We start from the raw sequence: 21,476 nt of genomic DNA on the forward strand, positions 1-21,476 counted from the left end.
GGCCAACGCAAGGGCGGCGTTGGAGACGTTGAAGCTGCCGGGGAGCCCGGTATGCACGCGGAGCTCCACGCCGGTGCTGCCGCGCAGGGTGAATTCGGTGCCGAGGCCGCGGGGCCGCGGCTCGGTGACGGTCCAGTCCGCGCTGCCCGACGGGGCTGCGGAAGGGGACCGTCCGTCACCGTCACCCACCGGCAGGGTTGACAGCGTGGTGACCGGAAGGCCCGCCTCGGCGGCGAGACGGCGTCCCCACTCGTCGTCGACCGTCACCACAGCGGCGCGGGCACGCCCCTCGGTGAAGAGCTCCGCCTTGGTGCGGAAGTAGTCCTCCATGGTGCCGTGCAGGTCGAGGTGGTCCTGGGTCAGGTTGGTGAACCCGACGACGTCGAAGACCACGCCGTCAACGCGGCGGAACGAGACTGCATGCGAGGACACTTCCATGGACGCTGCGTCGAGCCCCCGTTCGCGCATGAGGGCCAGCAGGGCGTGGACGTCGGTGGATTCCGGCGTGGTCAGGAGGCTGGGAATCGGATCGCCGCCGGCCACAATCTCGATGGTGCCGATCAGCCCCGTTCTCTTCCCAAGAGCCTGAAGCAGGGAATTGACGAAGTATGTGGTGGTGGTCTTGCCGTTGGTTCCGGTGACGCCGAAGAGCGACGGCGACGAGCCGTCCGTTGCCTGGCTCCGGTAGATCAGCGCTGACAGGCGGCCGACGACGGCCCGGGGCTCATCCACCACGAGCACCGGCACGGAGATATCAGGCGCCAGCGCCAGGAGCCGCGCACCGGCGTCGTCCGTCAGCACAGCGACGGCGCCCGACTCGATCGCCGCGGCGGCAAAGTCCGCGCCGTGGCGGGTGGACCCGGGGAGTGCCACGTAAAGGTCGCCGCGCTCCACCGTCCGGGAGTTGAGGGAGATCCCGGTAACGTGAACGTCCGCCGCGGCTCCGGGCACGGTGAGTCCGACCCACCGGCCGATGGCACCCAGTTCTGTTGCGGCGACGGCCGTTGGCCGGAACCCGCCGGGGGAAGCCTGCCCGTCCGGGGCACCGGCAGTGCCGGGGGCATTGTGCTCTGACAAGTGGATCTCCGTGGGTACTAGTGGACCAGCGGGACACGGCAGAACGAAGCGTTCACGTGCACCGCGGTCGTTGAAAGCGCGTTTACTACTTGGCGAACTGCGGCAGCTTGACCGGTTGCCCCTTGGACGGCGGAACGTTGTACGTTCGCAGTGCCTGGCTCATGACCGAACGGAAAACGGGACCGTTGGTAATGCCGTAAATGGAACCCTTGGGCCGCTGCAGGACCACCTCAACAATAAACCGCGGATCGTCCATCGGCGCCATTCCCACCATCGAGGCCGTGTAGCCGCAGAAACCTGCCGTGCCGTCATCACAGGGCGATTGCGACGTCCCGGTCTTGGCCCCGACACGGTAGCCGTCGATCGCTGCTTCCTTGATCTGGCCCTCCGTGACGGCACTTTCCAGGATGTCCCGGACCTGCTTGGCGGTCTCCTTGGACACAATCTTCCGGGCAGGCTTCGCCGGGACTTTCTCCTCGGTTCCGTCGGGGTTGATGTAACTGTCAATGAGCCGCGGCTGGAGCATCACCCCGCCATTGGCGATGGACTGGTAGGCCCGGACAGTCTGGAGCGTTGACTGCGATACGCCCTGGCCGAAGAGCACCGTGTACTGCTGGCGGCCGTCCCACTGGTCGGCCGGCGTCAGGATGCCCTTGGCTTCGGCGGGCAGGCCAATCTCGGGGGCCTCGCCGATGCCGAACTTTTGCAGCCAGTCATGCCGCTGTTCCTTGGTCAGCCGCTGCCCTGCCATGACCGTTCCGGTGTTCATGGACCATCCGAGGATGCCGGCCAGCGTCCGTTTTTCAGTCCCGTGGGAAAAGGAATCATCGAACTGCTGGCCGTCAACCACGTAGGAGGGCGGGATGACAAAAGTGTCGAGCGGCTTGGCCTTGCCCTCTTCGATGACCGCGGCGGCGGTGATCATCTTTTCCACGGACCCTGGCTCGTAAGCTGCGGTGACTGCCCGGACTCCGCGGTCCTCAGCCGCCACCTTGCCGGGATCGTTGGGGTCGGGCGCGTTAGTGTCCGCCATGGCCAGGATGTTGCCGGTTTTGATGTCGGAGACGATGATGGTGCCCCACTCCGCGCTCAGCTTGTCCGCCTGGCTCTGGATGGCCTGCTGCGCGAAATACTGCAGGTCCGAATTGAGGGTGAGTTTGACGTCCTTGCCGTCCTGGGCGGGCGTCAGTTGGTCCACGCCCACCGGAATGCGGAGGCCGTCGGCGCCGATCTCGAAAAGTCGTTTGCCGGGTGTTCCCCTGAGGATGGCGTCCTGTGTCTGCTCCAGGCCTGCCTGTCCGGTGTCACCGTTCTCCAGGAACCCCACGATGCCGCCCGCGACAGAACCGTTCGGGTAAACCCGCTTGCTGGTTCCTTCGGAGAAGATGCCCGGAATCTGCAGCTTGGATACCCGGTCTTCAACGTCCGGCTTCAGGTCCTTGGCCACGATGTAGTAAGTCTTCTTGCCCGTGACGGAGTTCCGGACGTCCTCCACCCGCATCCCCAGGACGCCGGCAAGTTCCGCGATCCCCTGGTCCCGGGAAACTGTGACGAGTTCTTCCTCGCCGTTGACGGTTTCGAGCCGTTTGAAGGACTCCGTCTTGGTGTTGACCGCCTGGTCTACGGTGATGTTGTAGCGAATCACGCTGTTGGCCAGCACCGTCCCGTTGGCATCGACAATGCTGCCCCGTTCCGCAGGCAGCACGGTCGGCCGCAGCCGGTTGCTGAGGGCAGCTTCCGCCATGCCGCCAACGTCCAGGCCCTGGACCAGGAAGAGCTTTCCCCCGACTACCAGGAGTAACGCCAGCATCACGCCGAGTCCAAGGCGCAACCGCTTGGTGGCGTTCGGGACTTTCTGCCTGCTTGCCTTGCCTTGCGCCACGATCATCCCTTACTGCTTGCCTTGCTGGCTGCCAGCCGCGTCCGTTCTGCCAGTTACTGCCCCGGCGCCTTTTGGGCAGGCGCCGGGATGGTGCCGCCGTTGAGGGCCGCCGCCGGCTTCTGGGCGGCGGCCGGCGCAGCAACGGGGGCCGCAGCCACCGGCGCTGACACGGCCTCTTCCGCCGCAGGCTTCCGGTTTTCCAGCGGGTCGGCAGTACTTGCCGGCGGGACGACGTTGAGCTGGCCGGGAACAGCCGGGGCGGCGATTACCGCTCCAGCCGAGTCACCCTTGACGGCAGGCTTGGCCTGGCCGCTGACAGTGAGCGTGGACAGATCTATCTGGCCCTTCCCTGTGGAAGCTACCATCCCCAATTCTGAGGCCTTGGCTGCCAGATTCTGCGGCGCTTCGAAGTTTTGGACCTGCTGTGTCAGATCCTGGTTCTGCTTGGTCAGCGTCGTCTGTTCGCTGCGCAGGCTCACCAGCTGGTACTGGGCGGTAGACACCGAGATGTTCAGGACGAGGACAGCGATGAGCGCCACGGCGAGCAGGCCAAAGCAGAGAACCACGAACGGTGCACGGTGCTTCTTGGGAACGGACCGGACAACGGACAACGGCGTCCGCGCCTTGCGCGCTCCCGACAGCCCGGAATCAACGTCCCCGGCGCTGCGGCTGGAGGCGAGGGGGTAGGTCTTGACAGCTGCGGTGCTCATGCGGCTCTCCTGGCTCTGATGCGTTCCACTGCGCGCAGCCGGGCGGATGCTGCGCGAGAATTCTCCGCGATCTCGACGGCGGTTGGCACCTCGGTGCCTTTGGTCAGGGTCTTGAGTTCGGGCTTGTGTTCTTCCAGCTCCACCGGGAATCCCAGCGGTGCGGATGACTTGGAACGCGCCTGGAAGACGCTTTTGACGATCTTGTCCTCCAGCGAGTGGTAGGACATGACCACTATCCGGCCGCCCAGTGCGAGGGCTTCCACGGCTGCGGGGACCGCACGTTCGAGGACGTCGAGTTCCTCATTGACCTCGATCCGCAGAGCCTGGAACGTCCGCTTGGCCGGGTGGCCTCCCGACTTGGCGGCACCGGCCGGCACAACAGCCCGGATCTGCTCCACCAGTTCTCCGGTGGTGGCAAACGGCTTGTCCGCCCGGGCCGTGACAATCCTGTTGGCAATGCGGCCGGCGAATTTCTCCTCGCCCCACTTCCGGATGATCCTGACCAGGTCTTCTTCGCTGTAGGTGTTGACGACGTCAGCCGCCGTCTGCCCGCGGCTGGTGTCCATCCGCATGTCCAGGGGCGCGTCAAAAGAGTAGGCAAAGCCGCGTTCCCGCTCATCGAGCTGCAACGAGGACACCCCGAGGTCCATCAGGATGCCGTGGACTTCCGAAATACCGAGGTCCTCCAGGATTTCGGCGATTTCGTCATAGACGGCATGGACGAGGTCGATGCGCCCGGCGAAGGGCTTCAGCCTCTCACCGGCGAGGGCGAGCGCCTCTTCGTCGCGGTCGATGCCCACAAGATGCAGGTCAGGGAAGCGCTGCAGCATCGCCTCCGAGTGTCCGCCCATCCCCAGCGTGGCGTCGATTGCCACCGGAGTTTCTCCGCGCAGGCGCGCTGCTTCGAATCCCGGCGCCAACAGATTAATGCACCGGTCCTTCAGAACCGGCACATGGCGTTCGGACGTAGGTTTGGCGTTGTCGTGTTCGTTCATGCCTTCGTCCTTCCTGCTTGCCGCGGGTTGCTTGCTTCTTAAGTCAGATCCCCATCCGCGCCTGTCCGGTTGGCCGCCTGGCTCCGGGGAAGTGAGCCAGGAAGACGGTTGGATGGGCGGCTGGAGATCTCATTCAAGAAACAGATTCGGGTGCTGCCTGCCGGCACTCAGAGAATGCCGGCGATGGGGTTGTCGGTTTCGGAGAAGGAGGTTTCCTTCTCCGCCAGGTACACATTCCAAGCCTGGGCATCCCAGATCTCTGCGCGGGTGCCGGCGCCGATGACGGCCAGTTCCCTGCCGAGCCCTGCATACTCCCGAAGGGCAGGAGGGATAGTCACCCGCCCTTGCTTGTCAGGTACCTCGTCCGAGGCTCCGGAGAGAAAGACGCGAATGTAGTCACGAGCTTGTTTGTTGGAGATGGGAGCCTCCCGGATCTGCTCGTGAACCCTCGCGAATTCCTGCTCACTGAAGACGTAGATGCAGCGCTCCTGGCCTCGCGTGAGAACAAGTCCGCCGGCAAGTTCCTCACGGAACTTGGCAGGAAGAATGATCCGGCCCTTTTCATCCAGACGCGGCGAGTGTGTCCCCAGGAACACATCCCCACCACCCCTCTGCTGTCAGAAGCCGAACAACCCCCGCGCTGCCACTACCCTCTTACTCGCTCCACTTTACTCCACTTCTCACCACAGTCAACGCGGCGCAATGAATTATCCGGCAATTGGAGAATCAAGTTCCGTGGAATTCCGGGGCTCAGCCCGGGGGTGGGGAGTGGAGGGAGAATCGCGGCCTCCGGAAGCGCCACTCCGGCAGGTGTCCCGGAATGGCCGTTAAATAACGATGACCCGCCGGAGCGGGTCATCGTTTAGGCGTGGTGTGGTGGCAAGTGGAGGGTGGTGCCAGGTGGAGGTGGTGGGAAGTGGGGGCGGCGGAGGTCAGGACTCTCCGCGGCGCCTTTCATCCCAGCGCTCTTCAAGGCTGCTCATGAAAGAGCTCTTGCCCTTGGACTTCTTTCCCCGTCCGCCGGCCTTAGCCTTGCCGCTGGAAGCACTGCGCATGGTGGCGAAGTAGACACCCGCTCCCATGACGACGAATCCAAGGACACCCACGAAGATGTTCTGCAGGGATACCCCCACCAGCAGGAGCAGGACCCCTGCGAGCGTCGCGAGTACGCCAATCACAATGTGCCGGGTGGACCATGTGCGGCCAGGATCCGAGCCCATGGAACTGGCGAACTTGGGATCGTCCTCATGCAGCTGCCTCTCGAGTTGCTCGAGCAGCTTCTGTTCGTGCTCCGAGAGCGGCATCACGACCTCCTTAAGTAGGCCAACGTCTGGACTGGTCAGGACCAGCTGTTCCTGCCTCGTCAACGACCGGCATGCTCTACAGGTTCCCGGCCCTCCATCGTTGGCAGGTCCATGGATCCAAGCATACGGACGCAGGCGGGTCAGGTGATCCACACATGTCCAGACGTTCGAAATCTTTGTATCTCTAAGGATAGTTTGTTGGGCGGTGTTGTGAAAGACGCTTTCGCCTGCCGCGGCGTCGAAAGAACCCTGAAAAACCGGCTAGAATCCGGCCCGCCCCGGCCGCCTGCTCAGGCCTGCTCCCGAGGAGGCCTGGCGGCCCCCGTGGCACCGTCCAAGAGCCGTGCCGGAAGGACAGATTTGTTGCCAAATTTCTCTGCCACCCTGTCCAGCGCCTGTTCGGCCGACCGCCAGTTGTCATCCCTCCGGTCCAGGCTCAATTGCAGGGATGTCTGCGCTGCAGGCTCCAGCTGCTCGGCGCGGACCCCTACTAGCCGGACCGGCATGGACCGGTTCCCCAAGGACTCCAGCAGTTGGAGGATTGTGGAGTAGATCAGCTGCGCACTGTCCACGGGCGCGTGGACTGTCCTGCTCCGGGTAACTGTGGAGAAATCCGCGTACCGCAATTTCAGGGCCACGGTCCGTGCCACCATTCCGGACGCCCGCAGGCGCTCTGCCGTCCGGTGAGACAGACGCAACAGCTCTTTGTTGAGAAGTGCGTCGTCGGCCGTGTCCACAGCGAACGTTTCCTCCGCCCCGATGCTCTTCTCCAGCCGGATGGGCGTCACAGCCCGGGGATCGATGCCCCACGACAGCCGGTGGACGTGCTCGCCGGTGGCGCCCAGAGCCTTCTTCAGTGACGCAACCGGAGTGGCGGCAACGTCAGCGACCGTGCGGATACCCATCCTGGCCAGTACGTCTGCCGTCTTGGCGCCGACGCCCCACAGGGCGTTGACCGGGAGGCTATGCAGATATGGCACTGTCTCCTCCGGCCGGATGAGCAGAAGGCCATCGGGCTTGCAGCGCGTGGACGCGATCTTGGCAACGAACTTGCTCGCGGCAATGCCCACAGAAGCGGTGATGCCCAGTTCGCCGACTACCCGGCTCCGGATGAGTTCGCCAATGGCTTGCGGGGAGCCGAGCCTGCGGATCGCTCCCCCTACATCAAGAAACGCCTCGTCCACGCTCAGCGGCTCCACCAGCTCAGTGATGGACTCGAAGATGGACATCAGCTGCCCGGACACTTCGTAGTAGAGCTTGTGGCGCGGCTCGATGACGATGGCCTGCGGGCACAGGCGGTGGGCTACGACCATCGGCATCGCAGACTTAACTCCGAAGGCGCGTGCTTCGTACGAGGCTGACAGGACCACGGATCGGTCCGCCGGGAATCCGACGATAACCGGCCTGCCGCGCAACTGCGGGCGCCCGCGCAGCTCCACGGAAACAAAAAAAGCGTCCATATCCACGTGCAGAATACTGCTGCGCCGAAGCTCCCGAAGACGCGCTTCGAATTGCTCTCTGTCCTGGTCCGGCACCACATCTGCAATCCTATGCCCTTGGGGCTGACTAAACTGGAGGCTGGATCCGGCATCAAACCCCAGGAGGAATACACCTGTGAAGGTCATTGGAACGCACATGCCTGCAGGCCTCGGCCTGCTTGCGGCCGGCACGGTGATGGTGGTGATGTCGGCCTGCACGGCACCTGCCCCCGGTCCCGCAGCAGCCCCTGAAGCTGCGGCGTCCACCACGGCCATGGCCCAGGCGAGCACCACAGCGCCACCCAGCCCCTCGGCATCGCCGGGCACCTCCGCCATGGTGGGCGCCCTCGTCGCAGGATTCCCGCAAAAGCTGCTTCCGCCCATGCCGGGGGCCAAGGTCGTGGCCAGCAGTTTCGATAAGTCCTCCTCCCCCGCAACCGTCGCCCTGGTGGGCTCGACTGCCGCCAAGCCTGCCGCCGTCGTCGCCTTTTACACGAAGGCGCTCGAAGCGCAGGGATTCAAGGCCGTTCCGGGCAACACGGTCGGTGCCGTAGTCTCAAAGGACTTTGTCCGGGCCGGGAACGAGACCGTCAACATCGCAGTCCCCGCGACTGCCGGAGTGTCCACGTTCACGATCGGGGCCAACGTGGCGCCTGAGTCCGTCAAGTGACGGTGGCCGAACAGCTCCGTGTAGAACAGGCGGCCTTCGTGGCCGCCGTCGCGGGCAAGCTCACAGACTTCCTGACCACGAGGCACTCCGTGATGACGGCAATCTCGCCCGACATCGATCCGATCATGGGGTCGATCTCAAACCTTGTCACCGGAGGCAAGCGGCTGCGGGCCCTCATGTGCTACTGGGGCTGGAGAGGTGCCGGCGGTCCCGCGGACGCCGAGGATGTGATCACCGCGGGCGCGGCCCTCGAACTCTTCCAGGCCGCCGCGCTCATCCACGACGACATCATCGACCGGTCCGATACGCGGCGCGGAGGCCCCAGCGTCCACCGCCGGTTCAGCCAGCTGCACGAAAGCCAAGGCTGGGCCCTGGACAGCGAACGCTTTGGCCACGCGGCAGCCATCCTGGCCGGCGACCTGTGCCTGTCCTTCAGCGAGGAAGCATTTACGGACATCGGCAAGCAGGCGGCCTCGGGGAGCCGGGCACGGCTGATCTTCAACCTCATGCGAGCCGAGGTCATGGCGGGGCAGTACCTGGACATTCTGGAAGAAGTGGCCGGGCCGGTGCGGGACCGTGCCGGCGCCGTGAGCCGCGCCCAGTCCATCATCCGCTTCAAATCGGCCAAGTACTCCACGGAACACCCGCTCGCTTTGGGCGGCGCGCTCGGAGGCGCCTCGGATGACCTGCTGCGCGGCTACTCCGCCTTCGCGCTGCCGCTGGGCGAAGCGTTCCAGCTCCGCGACGACGTCCTGGGCGTCTTCGGTGATCCGGTCACAACGGGCAAGCCTGCAGGCGATGATCTCCGGGAAGGCAAGCGCACAGTACTGGTGGCTTTCGCCCTGGATCTGTCCACGCCGGAGGAATCAGCGTTCATCGACGCGAAGCTGGGCAGTCCGGATCTGGGCGCGGAAGATGTAGCGGAGATCCGCAGGATTATTGCGGACTGCGGGGCATTGCATGCCACCGAGGTCCTGATCGAGGAGTTCGGGGCCGCCGCGTACGGCGCCTTGGAGCTGCTCCCGCTGGACGACCTGCCGAAGACGGCATTAAGGAAGCTGGCCGAAGCAACAGTAAGCCGCGCCGCGTAGGGGCCCTGGGGCGCCCGAATGAGCCGGCGTTGAAATGCGGGGCGGTCTGTCCCGCCCCGCATTTACCACGCTGCATTCATGAGGCGGGATTTACCTGCCCCGGTTTACCTACTCCGTTTTCCTTGGCCGGATCTACCAGGCCAAGGACTGGGCGCGTCGGCGAATTTCGGTTTTGCGCCCATCCCGCAGGGCGTCGATGGGGCGGCCGCGGAGGGATTCGTCGGGCGTGAAGAGCCAGGTGATGAGCTCTTCGTCTGAATAGCCCGCGTCCGACAAAACGACGATGGTGCCCTTGAGGCTCTCCACGACGTGGCCGTCCATCAGGAAAGCGGCAGGCACGGAACGGATGCGGCGGTCGCCCACGCGTATTGCGGCCAGCGCCCGCTCATCAAGCAACCCATGGACTTTGGTGATGGAAACGTCCAGCAACTCGGCTACGTCGGGCAGGGGCAACCAGTCGCCAACAAGGCTTTCTACAGTACTCACGGGTCAAGGTTGCCACGGCGGGCACCCGCACGCCTAGTCGGTCCCCTGCCTCCCCGCATTTTCGCTGGTCTCGTCCGGCGACACACCAGCAGACCCGGACTTCCTGAGCGGGCGCCCTTTCTTGTGCTAATCGGAAAATCGTGAGAGATTCTCATAGATCACATTTGTAACAGGAATAACTTGAATAACACTAGAATCATTAGTCACACTGGCCTGACCGACAGCATTCGCCGCTGAGAAGAGGATCTTTCCCATGACGACGACCAGCTCGCCCAAGCAGCCCCCCAGGCCAAGCCTGCCCATGATCGCGGCGACGACGGCGACACTTCCCGCCGTGATGCTGTCCTCCTTGGCGCTCGCGCAGCCTGCCGGCGCCGATGCCCGCCCCAGTGCTATCCCGGCAACGCTGGCCGCTGCCATGGAAGCCCAGGCCGCCGCGGCCAAGGCAGGCGTCATTCCGGCAGCATCCGTCCCGGCAGCCATTCCCGCGGGCCTGCAGCCAGCCCGCGTCACGCCCAGCAGCCACCGGGTTGTCCGCGGAGATACCGTCAGCGGCATCGCCCACCGGTACGGCCTCAGCACGTCGGCAGTCCTGAGGCTGAACAACCTGAAGGTCAACTCGGTGATCTACCCGGGCCAGAAGCTGAAGCTCAAGGGGGCCGCGGCGCCGGCGCCCAGGCCGGCAGCGGCAACTGTTGCCTTGGCCAGCACCGGTGCGAAAACCTATACCGTGAAGTCGGGTGACACCCTGGGCGGCATCGCTGCCAGGCACGGCGTCAAGCTGTCCCAGGTGCTGAGCTGGAACCGCCTGTCCCTGTCGTCGATCATTTACCCGGGCCAGAAAATCCGGATCGGAGCCGGCGCCGCGACGTCTCCCGCCCCGGCCACCTCGGCACCCACAGCCTCATCCCGTTCCTACACCATCAAGTCCGGCGATACGCTGTCAGGCATCGCAGCCCGGCACGGTGTCCGGCTGGCCGACGTCCTGTCCGCGAACCGGCTCAAGGTGACCAGCATCATCTACCCCGGTAACAAGCTGGTCATCCCGGGCAAGTCCACCGGCGCGAGCCCGGTTCAGCCGGCATCCAGCGTCACCCCGCTGGTGCCCAGTTCCTTCCTCGGCTTCACGTACCCCGCTGCGGTGGTGAGCTCGGCCAACAAGAACAAGGCATTGCTCAACGCGTCGCCGGTGCCCTCGCTGGCACAGATGAAATCCATCGTGGCGGATACAGCCCGCCGCATGGGCGTGGACCCGGCACTGGCACTGGCTTTCGCGTACCAGGAGTCGGGATTCAACCAGCGCGCGGTGTCCCCTGCCAACGCCATCGGCACCATGCAGGTCATACCTACCTCAGGCGAATGGGCGTCCGACCTCGTGGGCCGCAAGCTCAACCTGCTTGACCCCTACGACAATGCGACGGCCGGGGTGGCCATCATCCGGCAGCTGATCCGCACCAGCAAGAACCTGGACTACGCCATCGCCGGCTACTACCAGGGCCAGTACTCTGTCAGCAAGTACGGCATGTACTCCGACACCAAGACCTACGTCGCGGCGATCAAGGCGCACCGAAGGAACTTCGCCTAGGCTGCCGGGCCCCTCATCCGCGTGATGTGGGGCCAATGAGGATAACGATACGGGTCCGGATCGCATTTTGATCCGGACCCGTATCGTTGCAGCGATTAGGATCGAAGGGTGCAGGAAAAGGTGTCGGACAGTCTCGTTGGTTCCCTGGTGGATAACCGCTACCGGGTGAATTCAAAGCTGGCAAGGGGCGGAATGTCCACCGTCTACCTGGCCACGGACCAACGCCTGGACCGTGACGTCGCACTGAAGGTCCTCCACCCGCACCTCGTCAACGACGGCAGTTTCCTCGACCGCCTCTCGCGCGAGGCCCGCTCCGCCGCGAAACTTTCGCATCCCCATGTTGTGGGCGTTCTGGATCAGGGACATGACGGCCAGACGGCGTACCTCGTGATGGAATACATCAAGGGACACACGCTCCGTGATGTCATCAATGAAAAAGGCGCCCTGTCGCCCCGGCTGGCCCTCGCCCTCATAGATCCGGTAGTGGAAGGCCTCGGCGCCGCCCACGACGCCGGCCTCATACACCGTGACGTCAAACCGGAAAATGTGCTGATTGCCGAAAACGGCCGGATAAAAATCGGCGACTTCGGGCTGGCCCGTGCGGTCACCACCACCACGACCACCGGCACGCTGATCGGAACGGTGGCGTACCTCTCCCCGGAATTAGTGCTCGGCAAGCCGGCAGACGCCCGGAGCGACATTTACTCCACCGGAATCATGCTGTATGAGATGCTGACCGGCCAGCAGCCCTTCGACGGCGAAGTTCCGATCCAGGTTGCCTACCAGCACGTCAACTCGACCGTTGCTCCGCCGTCGGGCCTCGTCCCGGGGCTCGCCGAAGAAGTCGACGAGCTCGTGCAGTGGTGCACGGCCAATGACCCGGACAAGCGCCCCGTGGACGGAAACGCCCTCCTCTCGGAGCTCAGGCACATCCGCACCAACCTTTCTGACGCGGAGCTGGACCTGCAACCTCCGGCAGCCCGGCACGCGGCGAATGCCGCGGGCGCCACGGGCGCCATGGGCCTCAACCCGGCCGGGCCCGGAATCGCGGCTCCGCCGGCTCCTGCGCGCCTGCCATCCGCGGCAGCACCGGGGAGCCACACCGAGGTGCTGTCCCCGGTGGACGGACCCGGCGTGCAGCGCCCGACGGAGGTCATCTCCCACACCAGCAACCCCACCACCATGATTCCGACCAGGCGGTTGCCGGCAAAGTTCGGAGTCGACGCCGACGACGACGCCGGCTCAGCTGCTCCGGCCGCCTACGGTGACGGCGGAGACAGTCAAAGGCCGTTAAGCAAACGCGAACAGCGGAAGCAGGACCGCGTCGACCAAAGGGCACGCTCCAGGGCTGCCGCGACACCGCTCCGCACCCTGCGTGAAGGCAACGCGCGGCGCCGCGGTGTCCTCTGGATCGTCATCCTGGTCATTGCGGCACTGCTGGCCACCGGCGCCGGCTGGTTCTTCGGCATGGGGCCAGGATCTCCGGGGACGGTTCCGGCCGTGGCAAACAGAACCGTGGCCGAGGCACAGCAGCTCCTCGAAGGCGCCGGCTTCCAGTCCAGCACCCAGGACGTGTTCGACGATGACGTCCGCGCCGGCCTCGTAGTGGGCTCGGACCCTGAGGCCGGAACGGAGATCCGCAAGTACCAGCAGGTTTCGCTGTTCGTGTCCAAGGGTCCCCAGCTGTTCCCGCTTCCGCAACTGCCGGGCAAGTCCCTTGATGCCGCGAAGGAAGCGCTCAGCGGTGCTGAGATGGCCTTGGGTAAGGTCACGGAAAAGTTTGATGAAGAGGCGCCGGCTGGGACGGTGCTCGCGCAGTCCCCCGCTGCCGGAACCCAAGTCAGGCACGGAACACCGGTGAGCCTGACGGTGTCGAAGGGCCCCCAGCCCATTCCGGTCCCGGACGTCCGGGGAGAGGAACAAGGCGCGGCCTTCCGGGCCATTGAGGCGGCGGGGCTGGTTGCCGTGGTTGCGGACGAAACCGTCAACGACCGGAATGTTCCCAAGGGCGCCGTGGTCAAGCAGGAGCCCGCCTCGGGAACACTGACGCGGGGAGCGACTGTAACGCTGACCATTTCCGCGGGCCCGAAGCTCGTGAAGGTGCCGAACTATATCGGGGAGCAGGTCGGCGACGCGCGCGAGGCATTGGAGAAGCGCGGATTCGAAGTCCGCGTCAACAACATCCTCGGCGGATTCTTCGGGACGGTCCGCGACCAGGATCCGGTCGACGTCGAGGTTCCGGAAGGATCGGTCGTAACACTGACCGTCGTCTAGGGGCGGCCCGGAACCAGCATCACAGAATCACTGGCCCGGGCCCCCTGAACCTAAGGGTGCCGCGGATAACCGCCCTGTTGTCAGTGCCGGGTGAGGGCGCCGGCGACGAGGAACGCCATCTCCAGGGACTGCATGTGGTTCAGGCGCGGATCGCAGACCGACTCGTAGCGGTCCAGGAATGCTTCCTGGTCGATGGGATCGGCACCGCCCAGGCACTCGGCGACGTCGTCCCCGGTCATTTCGACATGCAGGCCGCCCGGAACAGTTCCCAGGGCGTGGTGCACTTCGAAGAAGCCGCGGACTTCGTCGATGACGTCGTCGAAATTGCGGGTCTTGTAGCCGTTCGGCGACGTAACCGTATTGCCGTGCATCGGGTCAGTGACCCACAGGACCTGCGCACCAGAGGCAGTGACCTTTTCCACCACCGCGGGAAGCTTTTCGCGGATATTGCCCGCACCCATCCGGCTGATGAAGGTCAGGCGGCCGGGCTCGCGGTTGGGATCCAGCTTGTCGATCAGGCGCAGGGCGTCATCGCCGGTGGTGGTGGGGCCAAGCTTTACACCGATCGGGTTGCGGACGCGCGAGAGGAAGTCGACATGCGCGTGGTCCAGTTCGCGGGTGCGCTCACCGATCCAGAGGAAGTGAGCGGACGTGTCGTACGGGAAGCCGGTACGCGAATCGATGCGGGTCAGGGCGCGCTCGTAGTCAAGCAGCAGTGCTTCGTGGCTGGCGTAGAACTCCACGCGCTTCAGCGCCTCAAAGTCGGCGCCACAGGACGCCATGAACTTGATGGCGCGGTCGATGTCGCGCGCCAGGGATTCGTAGCGGGCGTGGGCAGGGTTTTCGGTGAAGCCCTTGTTCCACTGGTGCACAAGGCGGAGATCCGCGAAGCCGCCCTGCGTGAAGGCGCGGATCAGGTTCAGCGTCGACGCGGACGTGTGGTAAGCCCTCAGCATGCGGCTGGCATCGTGGCCCCGGGATTCGGGTGTGAAGTCGTACCCGTTGACGATGTCACCGCGGTACGCGGGAAGGGTCACGCCATCGCGGGTTTCTTCGTTCGAGGAGCGCGGCTTGGCGAACTGCCCCGCCATCCGGCCCATCTTGATGACCGGCATGGCCGCACCATACGTCAGGACCACTGCCATCTGCAGGATGGTCTTCACTCGGGCGCTGATCTTGTCCGCCGTGGCGTCCCCGAATGTCTCGGCGCAGTCACCACCCTGGAGGAGGAAAGCCTTACCCTGGGCGGCAGCGGCGAGCCGCTCGCGGAGCACGTCGACTTCGCCGGCGAACACGAGGGGCGGGAGGGCCGAGAGTTCCTGAACGGACGCGTCAAAAACGTCCTTGTCCTGCCATGTCGGCTGCTGCGAGATGGGAAGGTCCCGCCAGTTGTCCAGTCCCGGATAGTTGGCGGCGCCGCTCTGTGCGGTGCTGGTCAGGGAAGGGGCAGGTTTTGCAGATAGCTCAGTCACACTACTAAGAGTAGTTGCCCAGGCAGGCATCGGGACACCCGGGCTGTCATTGTCCCGCCCCTGGCGTCATACATCCCTCACGGCAGCCGCGAAGCTGCGGGGCGCTTAGGCGCGGCGGGAGGAACCGGCGTCGGTGTCGCCGTCGTCCGCGGCGCTTTCACCGGCCTTGCCATCACCGGACTGAACTCCGCCGGACTGAACTTCTCCGGGCTGACCGTCGTTGCGCTGGCCTTCATCGGCCGGGACTTCACCAGGCTGGCTTTCCCCGGAAGCCGCCGCGGGGGCAGGTCCCTTGCCCGCCAGGCGCAGCTTGACCACTGCCGCGTACTCGTCCACGTATTCCTGCCCGGAGAGGCGCATGAGCTCGTACATGATTTCGTCGGTCACGGACCGCTGGATCAGCCGGTCGTCGGACATTTCGTGGTACCGGCTGAAGTCCAGGGGCGCCCCGAAGATCATGCCGATGCGGCGGATGCTGGGCAGCCTCTTTCCGATCGGCTGAACCTTGTCCGTGCCGATCATGGCAACCGGTATGACCGGGACCCGGGCCTGCAGCGCCAGCCGCGCCACCCCCACCTTGCCCCGGTACAGGCGACCGTCCGGGCTTCGTGTTCCCTCGGGATAGATCCCCAGCAATCCCCCGTGGGTCAGGACATCCATCCCGGCCTCAAGCGAAGCGGCGGAGGCCGCCCCGCCGGAGCGATCCATGGGGAGCTGGTTGGTGAGCCGGAAGAACAGCGCCGTCAGCCGGCCCTTGAGCCCGGTACCCGTGAAGTACTCGGATTTCGCCAGGAAGATGACGGGCCGGGGCACCATGAGCGGCATGAAGATCGAGTCCGAAAAGGACAGGTGGTTCGACGCAATGATCGCAGGCCCATCGGCCGGCAGGTTGTCCAGTCCCTTGACCCACGGCCGGAACAGAGTGCGGAGCACCGGACCCAGGAAGATCCTTTTCATGACCCAATAAAACACGCGTCCAACCCCTCCGGAAGGCAACCGGCCGGCATTCACAAGGGCCTGCCGGCACTGCAATGCAACCCTACTCTAGTGAGATTTGCACGGAACAGTGACACGATGGACTCATGACAGAAAGCAGCGACCGGACCAGGCCCGCCGCTTTCAGCTACCCGGGCCACGGCCCCAACGCCCGCATCGGAATCGCCATCTGCCATGGCTTCACCGGCAGCCCGCTGAGCATCCTTCCGTGGGCCCAATATCTGGCGGAACGCGGCTTCGCAGTCTCGGTGCCCCTCCTGCCCGGCCACGGAACCGATTGGCAGGACCTGGCACGCCGCGGATGGACGGACTGGCACCGCGCTTTCGACACTGCGTATGAGGAACTCGCCGCCAGGACCGACGCCTGCTACGTGGCCGGACTGTCCATGGGCGGCGCCATTGCCCTCCTGACGGCCTCCCGCCGGCGGGTGGCGGGCGTGGCTGTGGTCAACCCCGCGCTGAGCTTCTACGACCGGCGTATCCGGGTCATCGGACTGCTCAAGTACTTCCAGCGGACCACGGTCCCCATCGAGGAAGAAAATCCGACGGCGTCCCCAACCGAAGACGGCGACTATTCCCGCACGCCGCTTGCCGCTGTCCATCAGCTGAAAAGACTCTTCGCCGCCGCGGCCCGCGGACTCCCCCGTGTCACGGCACCGGTCCTGGTCTTCAAGTCGCGGAACGACGCCGTTGTGCCGCCCACATCCCTGGCCATGATCCGCAAGCGACTGGGCTCGGCGAGCCTTGAGGTCGTGCCACTGGAGCACAGCGGCCACGTTGCCACCCTGGACGCCGATGCGCAGGAAATTTTCGACGCGTCCGAGAGGTTCTTCCAGGTGCATGCCCGCAGCAATGTATCGACGGAGAAGCAATGAGCACACTTCCGGACCACAGTCCCTTCAGCAGCGCCTTCTCCGGCGAAGGGCCAAGGGTGGGCGTCGCCCTCGCCCACGGGTTCACCGGGAGTCCGCACGCCGTGCGGACCTGGGCCATGGAACTTGCCGCCGCTGGCTTCGCAGTCCGCATGCCACTTCTTCCGGGCCACGGAACCTCATGGCAGGACCTTGCCCGCAGCCGCTGGACAGACTGGCACGGTGCCATGGACGCCGCATTTCTGGAACTCGAAGAAGAGTGTGACGCCGTTTTCTCCGCCGGCATCTCCATGGGCGGCGCCCTTGCCTTGCGCATCGCCGCCACCCGGCCCGTGGCCGGTACTATCCTGGTCAACCCCGCGCTGGTGATCGACGATCCCCGCGCGCCATTAGCCGGCATCCTCAAACTCGTGCTCAAGAGCACGCCGGCCATCGGCAACGACATCCTGAAGCCGGACGTCAACGAAGGCGCCTATGACCGGACACCGGTGGCGGCGGCCCACGAGTTGAACAAGCTTTTCAAGTCCACCCGGCTGCTGCTGCCGCGGGTGACCGCTCCCGTCCGCGTTTTCCGCTCAACCGTGGACCACGTCGTGTCCGACTCGAGCATCACGGCGCTCCGCCGCGGCCTGACCCAGGCGCCGCTGCAGCTGACCATGCTGGAGAACAGCTACCATGTAGCCACCCTCGATAACGACGCCGGGCAAATTTTCAGCGGCTCCGTGGACTTCATCCGTGACATCCTTGCGGAAACCCGCCCGGGTCCCGACCTGTCCGCGACAGCCAGCCAGAAGGGCGATCCCAATGAATAGGCCCGATTCAAATTCGTCCGACCCCAGCGCCAATCAGGACGACGCCGTCTGGCTTGACCTGGTGGCCAGGCTGGAAGGGGACACCACCGGCCTCGACGCCGACAACCGTGCCGGCCTTGGCGAACCTGACGGCGGGACCGACCCCCACGCCGGAACCGCGAATACTCCCGTTGCAGACAGCGAAGCGTCCGGCGCTGCCACTGGAGGGCCTGCCAAGCGGTTCAGTGACTTTGATCCTCTCGGGCTGGCTCCCAACGCAGGAGCGCCCATCGAGCTGTCAGCCGCGGAACGGGAGCAGGCAGCAGCCCGGCAGCGCGCCGCAGAAGACGCCAGCCCTGAGGAAGCAACCGCGCCGGAGGGACCGCGCGACTATGGTGTGGAAGACGAGGACGACGCGTTTGTGCCCGAGGACCCACCCAGCCTGTCCGGCGTCGACCCTCTGACCATGCTGGCCTGGCTGGGCGCGGTGGGCGCCCCCGTGGCACTGGTCCTGGCGTCGATGTTCTGGCGTTCAGCCCCGCTGCTGGCAATTCTCGGCATGGTGGTCATCTTCGTGGGAGCGGTGGTGTACCTGATCATGAAGCTGCCCCAGGAGAAGGACGAGAACGACGACGGCGCCCGCGTCTAGGCGGTCATGCTCAGTTATGGGTGCGGCTGCTGACCCGTGACAGGTCCGCCGCGCCGATCAGGCCGGCGTTCGGCCCGAGGGCCGCCAGTGCGATTTCCGCGGCGGGCCGGAACCCCCGGCCGGTAAGGTTCCGGGCAAAGGCCTTCCGGGCCGGCGCCACGAGCAGCTCTCCCGCGGCGCACAGCCCGCCGCCGATGACGAACTTGCCGGGGTCCAGGGCCGCGGCCAGGTTGGCCAGGCCCAGCCCCAGCCAGTCACCCACGTCTTCGAGGAGCTCTTTGGAGGCTGCGTCTCCGGAAATGGCCAGTTCCGTCACAGTGGCGCCCGTGATGCGGTCAGCCTGCCCGTCGACGGCTTTGAGGAGCTCCTGTGCCACCGGCGAGTTGGCCAGGGCGAGCTCACGGGCTTCCCGGCCGAGGGCGTTGCCGGACGCGTACTGTTCCCAGCAGCCGCGGTTGCCGCACTCACAGCGGTGGCCGCCGGGCATGATGATCTGGTGGCCGAATTCGCCGGCGACGCCAAAGCGGCCCCGCTCCACGCGCCCGTCCATCACCATGGCCCCGCCGATCCCCGTCCCAAGGGTGATGCATACCAGGCGGTCCTGTCCCTGGCCTGCGCCAAACCGCCACTCAGCCCAGGCGGCGGCGTCTGCATCGTTGACCAGCATGACCGGGCGGCGAAGCAGCCGCTGCAGGTTGTCCCTGAGGGGCTCGTTGCGCCATGCCAGGTGGGGGCTGAACAAAACGGTGCCGCCGTCGAGATCCATCCAGCCTGCGGCGCCTATGCCGACCGACCTGATCCGGGCCCCACGGCTGAGCTCCTCGACCAGCTCAACAATCACGCGTTCGACGGCGCGGGGATCGCTTCCGGGAGTGGACCGCCTGGCTTCGTTGAGAATCCGCCCCTCCGCGTCAACCACTCCGGCCGCCACCTTGGTGCCGCCAATGTCGATGCCGATGGCGAGACCGGTGGCTGCGGGACGAAGGTGTTGCCGGAGCGTGCGGTGAGGTGCGCTGCCGCCCTGTTTGCCGACCAAACCGCGCCGCCACGCCCGGGACCTGGACTGACGGGCGGTGCTGGACGGTCCGGTCTGTTCACTCCGTGGGGAAGGCTGCATAATCCCCCATTCTAGGTGCCTGACCCGGGCCAAAGCCTGCACTTCGCCGCTTGGCGCGACCCCGGCAGTGACGTAAAGTTACTGGCGAGTAACTAAATGGCACCTGGCCCTTGGGCGTCGGGTACTAAGGTTAGGACTAACCGCAGCGGCCTACGGCTATCAGAGGAGCTATCGTGCGCGAAATCAGTGTTCCGCCCCTGGTCAACGTCCCCCCGGACACCAACATCACAGACCTCCTGGTGCGCCAGGCGGCCAAGGCGTCGAATCCGGCGCTGTTTTCCCGGCTGGATGCCGCCGGACAGTGGCAGGACATTGTCGCCACTGACTTCCTGGCCGACGTCTCCGCCCTCGCCAAAGGACTCATCGCCAGCGGCGTGCAAGCCGGGGACCGGGTGGGAATCATGTCCCGGACGCGCTATGAATGGGCGCTGGTCGACTTCGCCGTCTGGTTCGCCGGCGGCGTGTCCGTTCCCATCTACGAGACGTCTTCCCCCTCCCAGGTTGCCTGGAACCTTGGCGACTCGGGCGCCGTGGCCGCCTTCGGCGAGACCGGCCACCACGAGAACGTCATCAGGCAGGCGGCCGCCTCCGAGGGGCTCACCGCCCTCACCCATGTCTGGCAGCTCGAAGGCGGCGGCCTGGAGGCCCTCCGGGACGCCGGAAGGGACATCAGCGACGCCGACCTTGAGGCTCGCCGGAAGGCCGCCAAGCTCAAGGACACTGCCACCATCATCTACACCTCGGGAACCACGGGACGCCCCAAGGGCTGCGAACTGACCCACGGTAACTTCGTGGAACTTTCAGAGAACGCCCTCGCGACCTCGCTGCGCCAGATCGTCAACGAGCAAGCCCGGACCATCATGTTCCTCCCGCTGGCGCACGTCTTCGCGCGGTTTATCTCGGTCCTGGCTGTGGCGGCAGGCGCCACCGTGGCCCACACGCCGGACATCAAGCACCTCCTGCCGGATCTGCAGAGCTACAAGCCCACCTTCCTCCTTGCAGTGCCGCGCGTCTTCGAGAAGGTGTACAACTCGGCGCTCACCAAGGCGGAAGACGGCGGCAAGGGCGCGATCTTCCACAAGGCCGCGGACACGGCCATTGCCTACTCCCGCGCCCGGCAGGACGGCAGGATCGGGCTGGGGCTCAAAGTCCGGCACGCCATTTTCGACAAGCTCGTTTATGGAAAGCTGCGGGCCGCCATGGGCGGTCACGTGGCGCACGCAGTCTCCGGCGGCGGTCCGCTGGGTGAGCGGCTTGGCCACTTCTTCCAGGGCATTGGACTGCAAATCCTGGAGGGTTACGGCCTGACCGAGACGACGGCCCCGGTCAGCGTCAACACTCCCGAGCGCATCAAGATCGGCACCGTCGGCGCACCCCTGCCCGGAAACACCGTGAAGATTGCGGACGACGGCGAGATCCTCACCAAGGGCGCCTGCGTCATGCGGGGTTACTACAAGCGCGATGACCTGGCGGCTGAGGCTTTCGTCGACGGATGGTTCCGCACCGGCGACATCGGCCAGCTCGACGCCGACGGGTTCCTCACGATCACCGGCCGGAAGAAGGAAATCATCGTGACCGCCGGAGGCAAGAACGTGGTTCCGGCCTTGCTGGAGGACCAGATCAGGGCAGACGCGCTGGTTTCGCAGGTGCTCGTGGTGGGCGATAACCGCCCCTTCATCGGTGCCTTGGTGACCCTCGACGAGGAAGCCCTTCCCGGGTGGCTGCAGCGCCACAACCTGCCGGCCGAAACCACCCTGGCCGAGGCAGCCGACAATGAGACCGTCAGGTCGGCCGTGCAGGAGCTGATCAACCACGCTAACCAGTCCGTCTCACAGGCCGAGGCCATCAAGTCCTTCAGGATCGTACCCAGCGACTTCACCGAAGCGTCGGGCCACCTGACCCCGTCCATGAAGGTCAAGCGCGCGCAGGTCGTTAAGGATTTCGAGACCGTGATCGAGGAGATGTACGCCGCGCCCAAGCCCACGAGGGCCTAGAGCCAGCGACTGCAGGATATGCGAGAACCCCCG

At 65.4% G+C, this 21,476-nt stretch carries 19 protein-coding genes; 8 read left to right on the forward strand and 11 right to left on the reverse strand.

Annotation, left to right across the window (positions count from 1 at the left end):
• The 7 genes from AC3A3W_RS05290 to dinB form a co-directional block, all read right to left on the reverse strand.
• The coding region (locus AC3A3W_RS05290) for a Mur ligase family protein (RefSeq protein WP_487440911.1) at window positions 1–1,077 on the reverse strand (1,077 nt) is incomplete at its 3' end.
• Window positions 1,078–1,162: 85 nt separating this feature from the next.
• Complete coding sequence (locus AC3A3W_RS05295) at window positions 1,163–2,965, reverse strand: peptidoglycan D,D-transpeptidase FtsI family protein (RefSeq protein ID WP_487440913.1); 1,803 nt, start codon at window positions 2,963–2,965, stop codon at window positions 1,163–1,165.
• 47 nt (window positions 2,966–3,012) lie between these two features.
• A complete protein-coding gene (gene ftsL / locus AC3A3W_RS05300; protein ID WP_487440915.1) occupies window positions 3,013–3,669 on the reverse strand; it encodes a cell division protein FtsL in 657 nt (218 codons plus the stop codon).
• Complete coding sequence (gene rsmH / locus AC3A3W_RS05305) at window positions 3,666–4,664, reverse strand: 16S rRNA (cytosine(1402)-N(4))-methyltransferase RsmH (RefSeq protein WP_487440917.1); 999 nt, start codon at window positions 4,662–4,664, stop codon at window positions 3,666–3,668. The genes ftsL and rsmH overlap by 4 nt, the downstream gene beginning before the upstream one ends.
• A gap of 167 nt (window positions 4,665–4,831) precedes the next feature.
• On the reverse strand, window positions 4,832–5,260 hold the full coding sequence (gene mraZ, locus AC3A3W_RS05310; RefSeq protein ID WP_078028973.1) for a division/cell wall cluster transcriptional repressor MraZ: 429 nt from the start codon (window positions 5,258–5,260) through the stop codon (window positions 4,832–4,834).
• Window positions 5,261–5,596: 336 nt separating this feature from the next.
• On the reverse strand, window positions 5,597–5,968 hold the full coding sequence (locus tag AC3A3W_RS05315; RefSeq protein ID WP_205652623.1) for a DUF3040 domain-containing protein: 372 nt from the start codon (window positions 5,966–5,968) through the stop codon (window positions 5,597–5,599).
• Window positions 5,969–6,258: 290 nt separating this feature from the next.
• The gene (gene dinB, locus AC3A3W_RS05320; RefSeq protein WP_487440920.1) at window positions 6,259–7,506 is read right to left on the reverse strand and encodes a DNA polymerase IV; all 1,248 of its coding nucleotides are present in this window, start codon (window positions 7,504–7,506) and stop codon (window positions 6,259–6,261) included.
• A gap of 76 nt (window positions 7,507–7,582) precedes the next feature.
• Here dinB and AC3A3W_RS05325 point away from each other — a divergent pair, with 76 nt between their 5' ends.
• The gene (locus AC3A3W_RS05325; RefSeq protein WP_487440921.1) at window positions 7,583–8,116 is read left to right on the forward strand and encodes a hypothetical protein; all 534 of its coding nucleotides are present in this window, start codon (window positions 7,583–7,585) and stop codon (window positions 8,114–8,116) included.
• A complete protein-coding gene (locus AC3A3W_RS05330; RefSeq protein ID WP_487440923.1) occupies window positions 8,113–9,207 on the forward strand; it encodes a polyprenyl synthetase family protein in 1,095 nt (364 codons plus the stop codon). Before AC3A3W_RS05325 ends, AC3A3W_RS05330 begins: the two co-directional genes overlap by 4 nt.
• A 132-nt stretch (window positions 9,208–9,339) precedes the next feature.
• Here the strand turns inward: AC3A3W_RS05330 and AC3A3W_RS05335 are convergent, their stop codons facing one another.
• Window positions 9,340–9,693 carry an Rv2175c family DNA-binding protein gene (locus AC3A3W_RS05335; protein ID WP_205652619.1) on the reverse strand — a complete coding sequence of 118 codons (354 nt, stop codon included), beginning with the start codon at window positions 9,691–9,693 and terminating at the stop codon, window positions 9,340–9,342.
• Window positions 9,694–9,946: 253 nt separating this feature from the next.
• Between AC3A3W_RS05335 and AC3A3W_RS05340 the strand changes: the two genes are divergently transcribed.
• Both AC3A3W_RS05340 and AC3A3W_RS05345 read left to right on the forward strand, forming a co-directional pair.
• Window positions 9,947–11,278, forward strand: a complete 1,332-nt coding sequence (locus AC3A3W_RS05340; protein ID WP_487440925.1) for a lytic transglycosylase — start codon at window positions 9,947–9,949, stop codon at window positions 11,276–11,278.
• Between the two features lie 108 nt (window positions 11,279–11,386).
• Window positions 11,387–13,552 carry a Stk1 family PASTA domain-containing Ser/Thr kinase gene (locus AC3A3W_RS05345; protein WP_487440927.1) on the forward strand — a complete coding sequence of 722 codons (2,166 nt, stop codon included), beginning with the start codon at window positions 11,387–11,389 and terminating at the stop codon, window positions 13,550–13,552.
• A gap of 80 nt (window positions 13,553–13,632) precedes the next feature.
• Here AC3A3W_RS05345 and AC3A3W_RS05350 read toward each other — a convergent pair whose 3' ends face one another.
• Both AC3A3W_RS05350 and AC3A3W_RS05355 read right to left on the reverse strand, forming a co-directional pair.
• Window positions 13,633–15,024 carry a class II 3-deoxy-7-phosphoheptulonate synthase gene (locus tag AC3A3W_RS05350; protein WP_487440929.1) on the reverse strand — a complete coding sequence of 464 codons (1,392 nt, stop codon included), beginning with the start codon at window positions 15,022–15,024 and terminating at the stop codon, window positions 13,633–13,635.
• 105 nt (window positions 15,025–15,129) lie between these two features.
• Complete coding sequence (locus AC3A3W_RS05355) at window positions 15,130–15,996, reverse strand: lysophospholipid acyltransferase family protein (protein WP_487440930.1); 867 nt, start codon at window positions 15,994–15,996, stop codon at window positions 15,130–15,132.
• Window positions 15,997–16,106: 110 nt separating this feature from the next.
• Here AC3A3W_RS05355 and AC3A3W_RS05360 point away from each other — a divergent pair, with 110 nt between their 5' ends.
• Genes AC3A3W_RS05360 through AC3A3W_RS05370 form a run of 3 tightly spaced genes read left to right on the forward strand, consistent with a single transcriptional unit; the run spans window position 16,107 to window position 18,332 of the window.
• On the forward strand, window positions 16,107–16,895 hold the full coding sequence (locus AC3A3W_RS05360) for an alpha/beta hydrolase (RefSeq protein WP_487440931.1): 789 nt from the start codon (window positions 16,107–16,109) through the stop codon (window positions 16,893–16,895).
• Window positions 16,892–17,704, forward strand: a complete 813-nt coding sequence (locus tag AC3A3W_RS05365) for an alpha/beta hydrolase (RefSeq protein WP_487440932.1) — start codon at window positions 16,892–16,894, stop codon at window positions 17,702–17,704. The genes AC3A3W_RS05360 and AC3A3W_RS05365 overlap by 4 nt, the downstream gene beginning before the upstream one ends.
• Window positions 17,697–18,332 carry a hypothetical protein gene (locus tag AC3A3W_RS05370; RefSeq protein WP_487440934.1) on the forward strand — a complete coding sequence of 212 codons (636 nt, stop codon included), beginning with the start codon at window positions 17,697–17,699 and terminating at the stop codon, window positions 18,330–18,332. The genes AC3A3W_RS05365 and AC3A3W_RS05370 overlap by 8 nt, the downstream gene beginning before the upstream one ends.
• A gap of 10 nt (window positions 18,333–18,342) precedes the next feature.
• Here the strand turns inward: AC3A3W_RS05370 and AC3A3W_RS05375 are convergent, their stop codons facing one another.
• Complete coding sequence (locus AC3A3W_RS05375; RefSeq protein WP_487440936.1) at window positions 18,343–19,449, reverse strand: ROK family glucokinase; 1,107 nt, start codon at window positions 19,447–19,449, stop codon at window positions 18,343–18,345.
• Between the two features lie 173 nt (window positions 19,450–19,622).
• Between AC3A3W_RS05375 and AC3A3W_RS05380 the strand changes: the two genes are divergently transcribed.
• On the forward strand, window positions 19,623–21,443 hold the full coding sequence (locus AC3A3W_RS05380; protein ID WP_487440937.1) for an AMP-dependent synthetase/ligase: 1,821 nt from the start codon (window positions 19,623–19,625) through the stop codon (window positions 21,441–21,443).
• Window positions 21,444–21,476 lie beyond the last annotated feature (33 nt).

This window comes from Arthrobacter sp. Soil_N43, assembly GCF_057655195.1.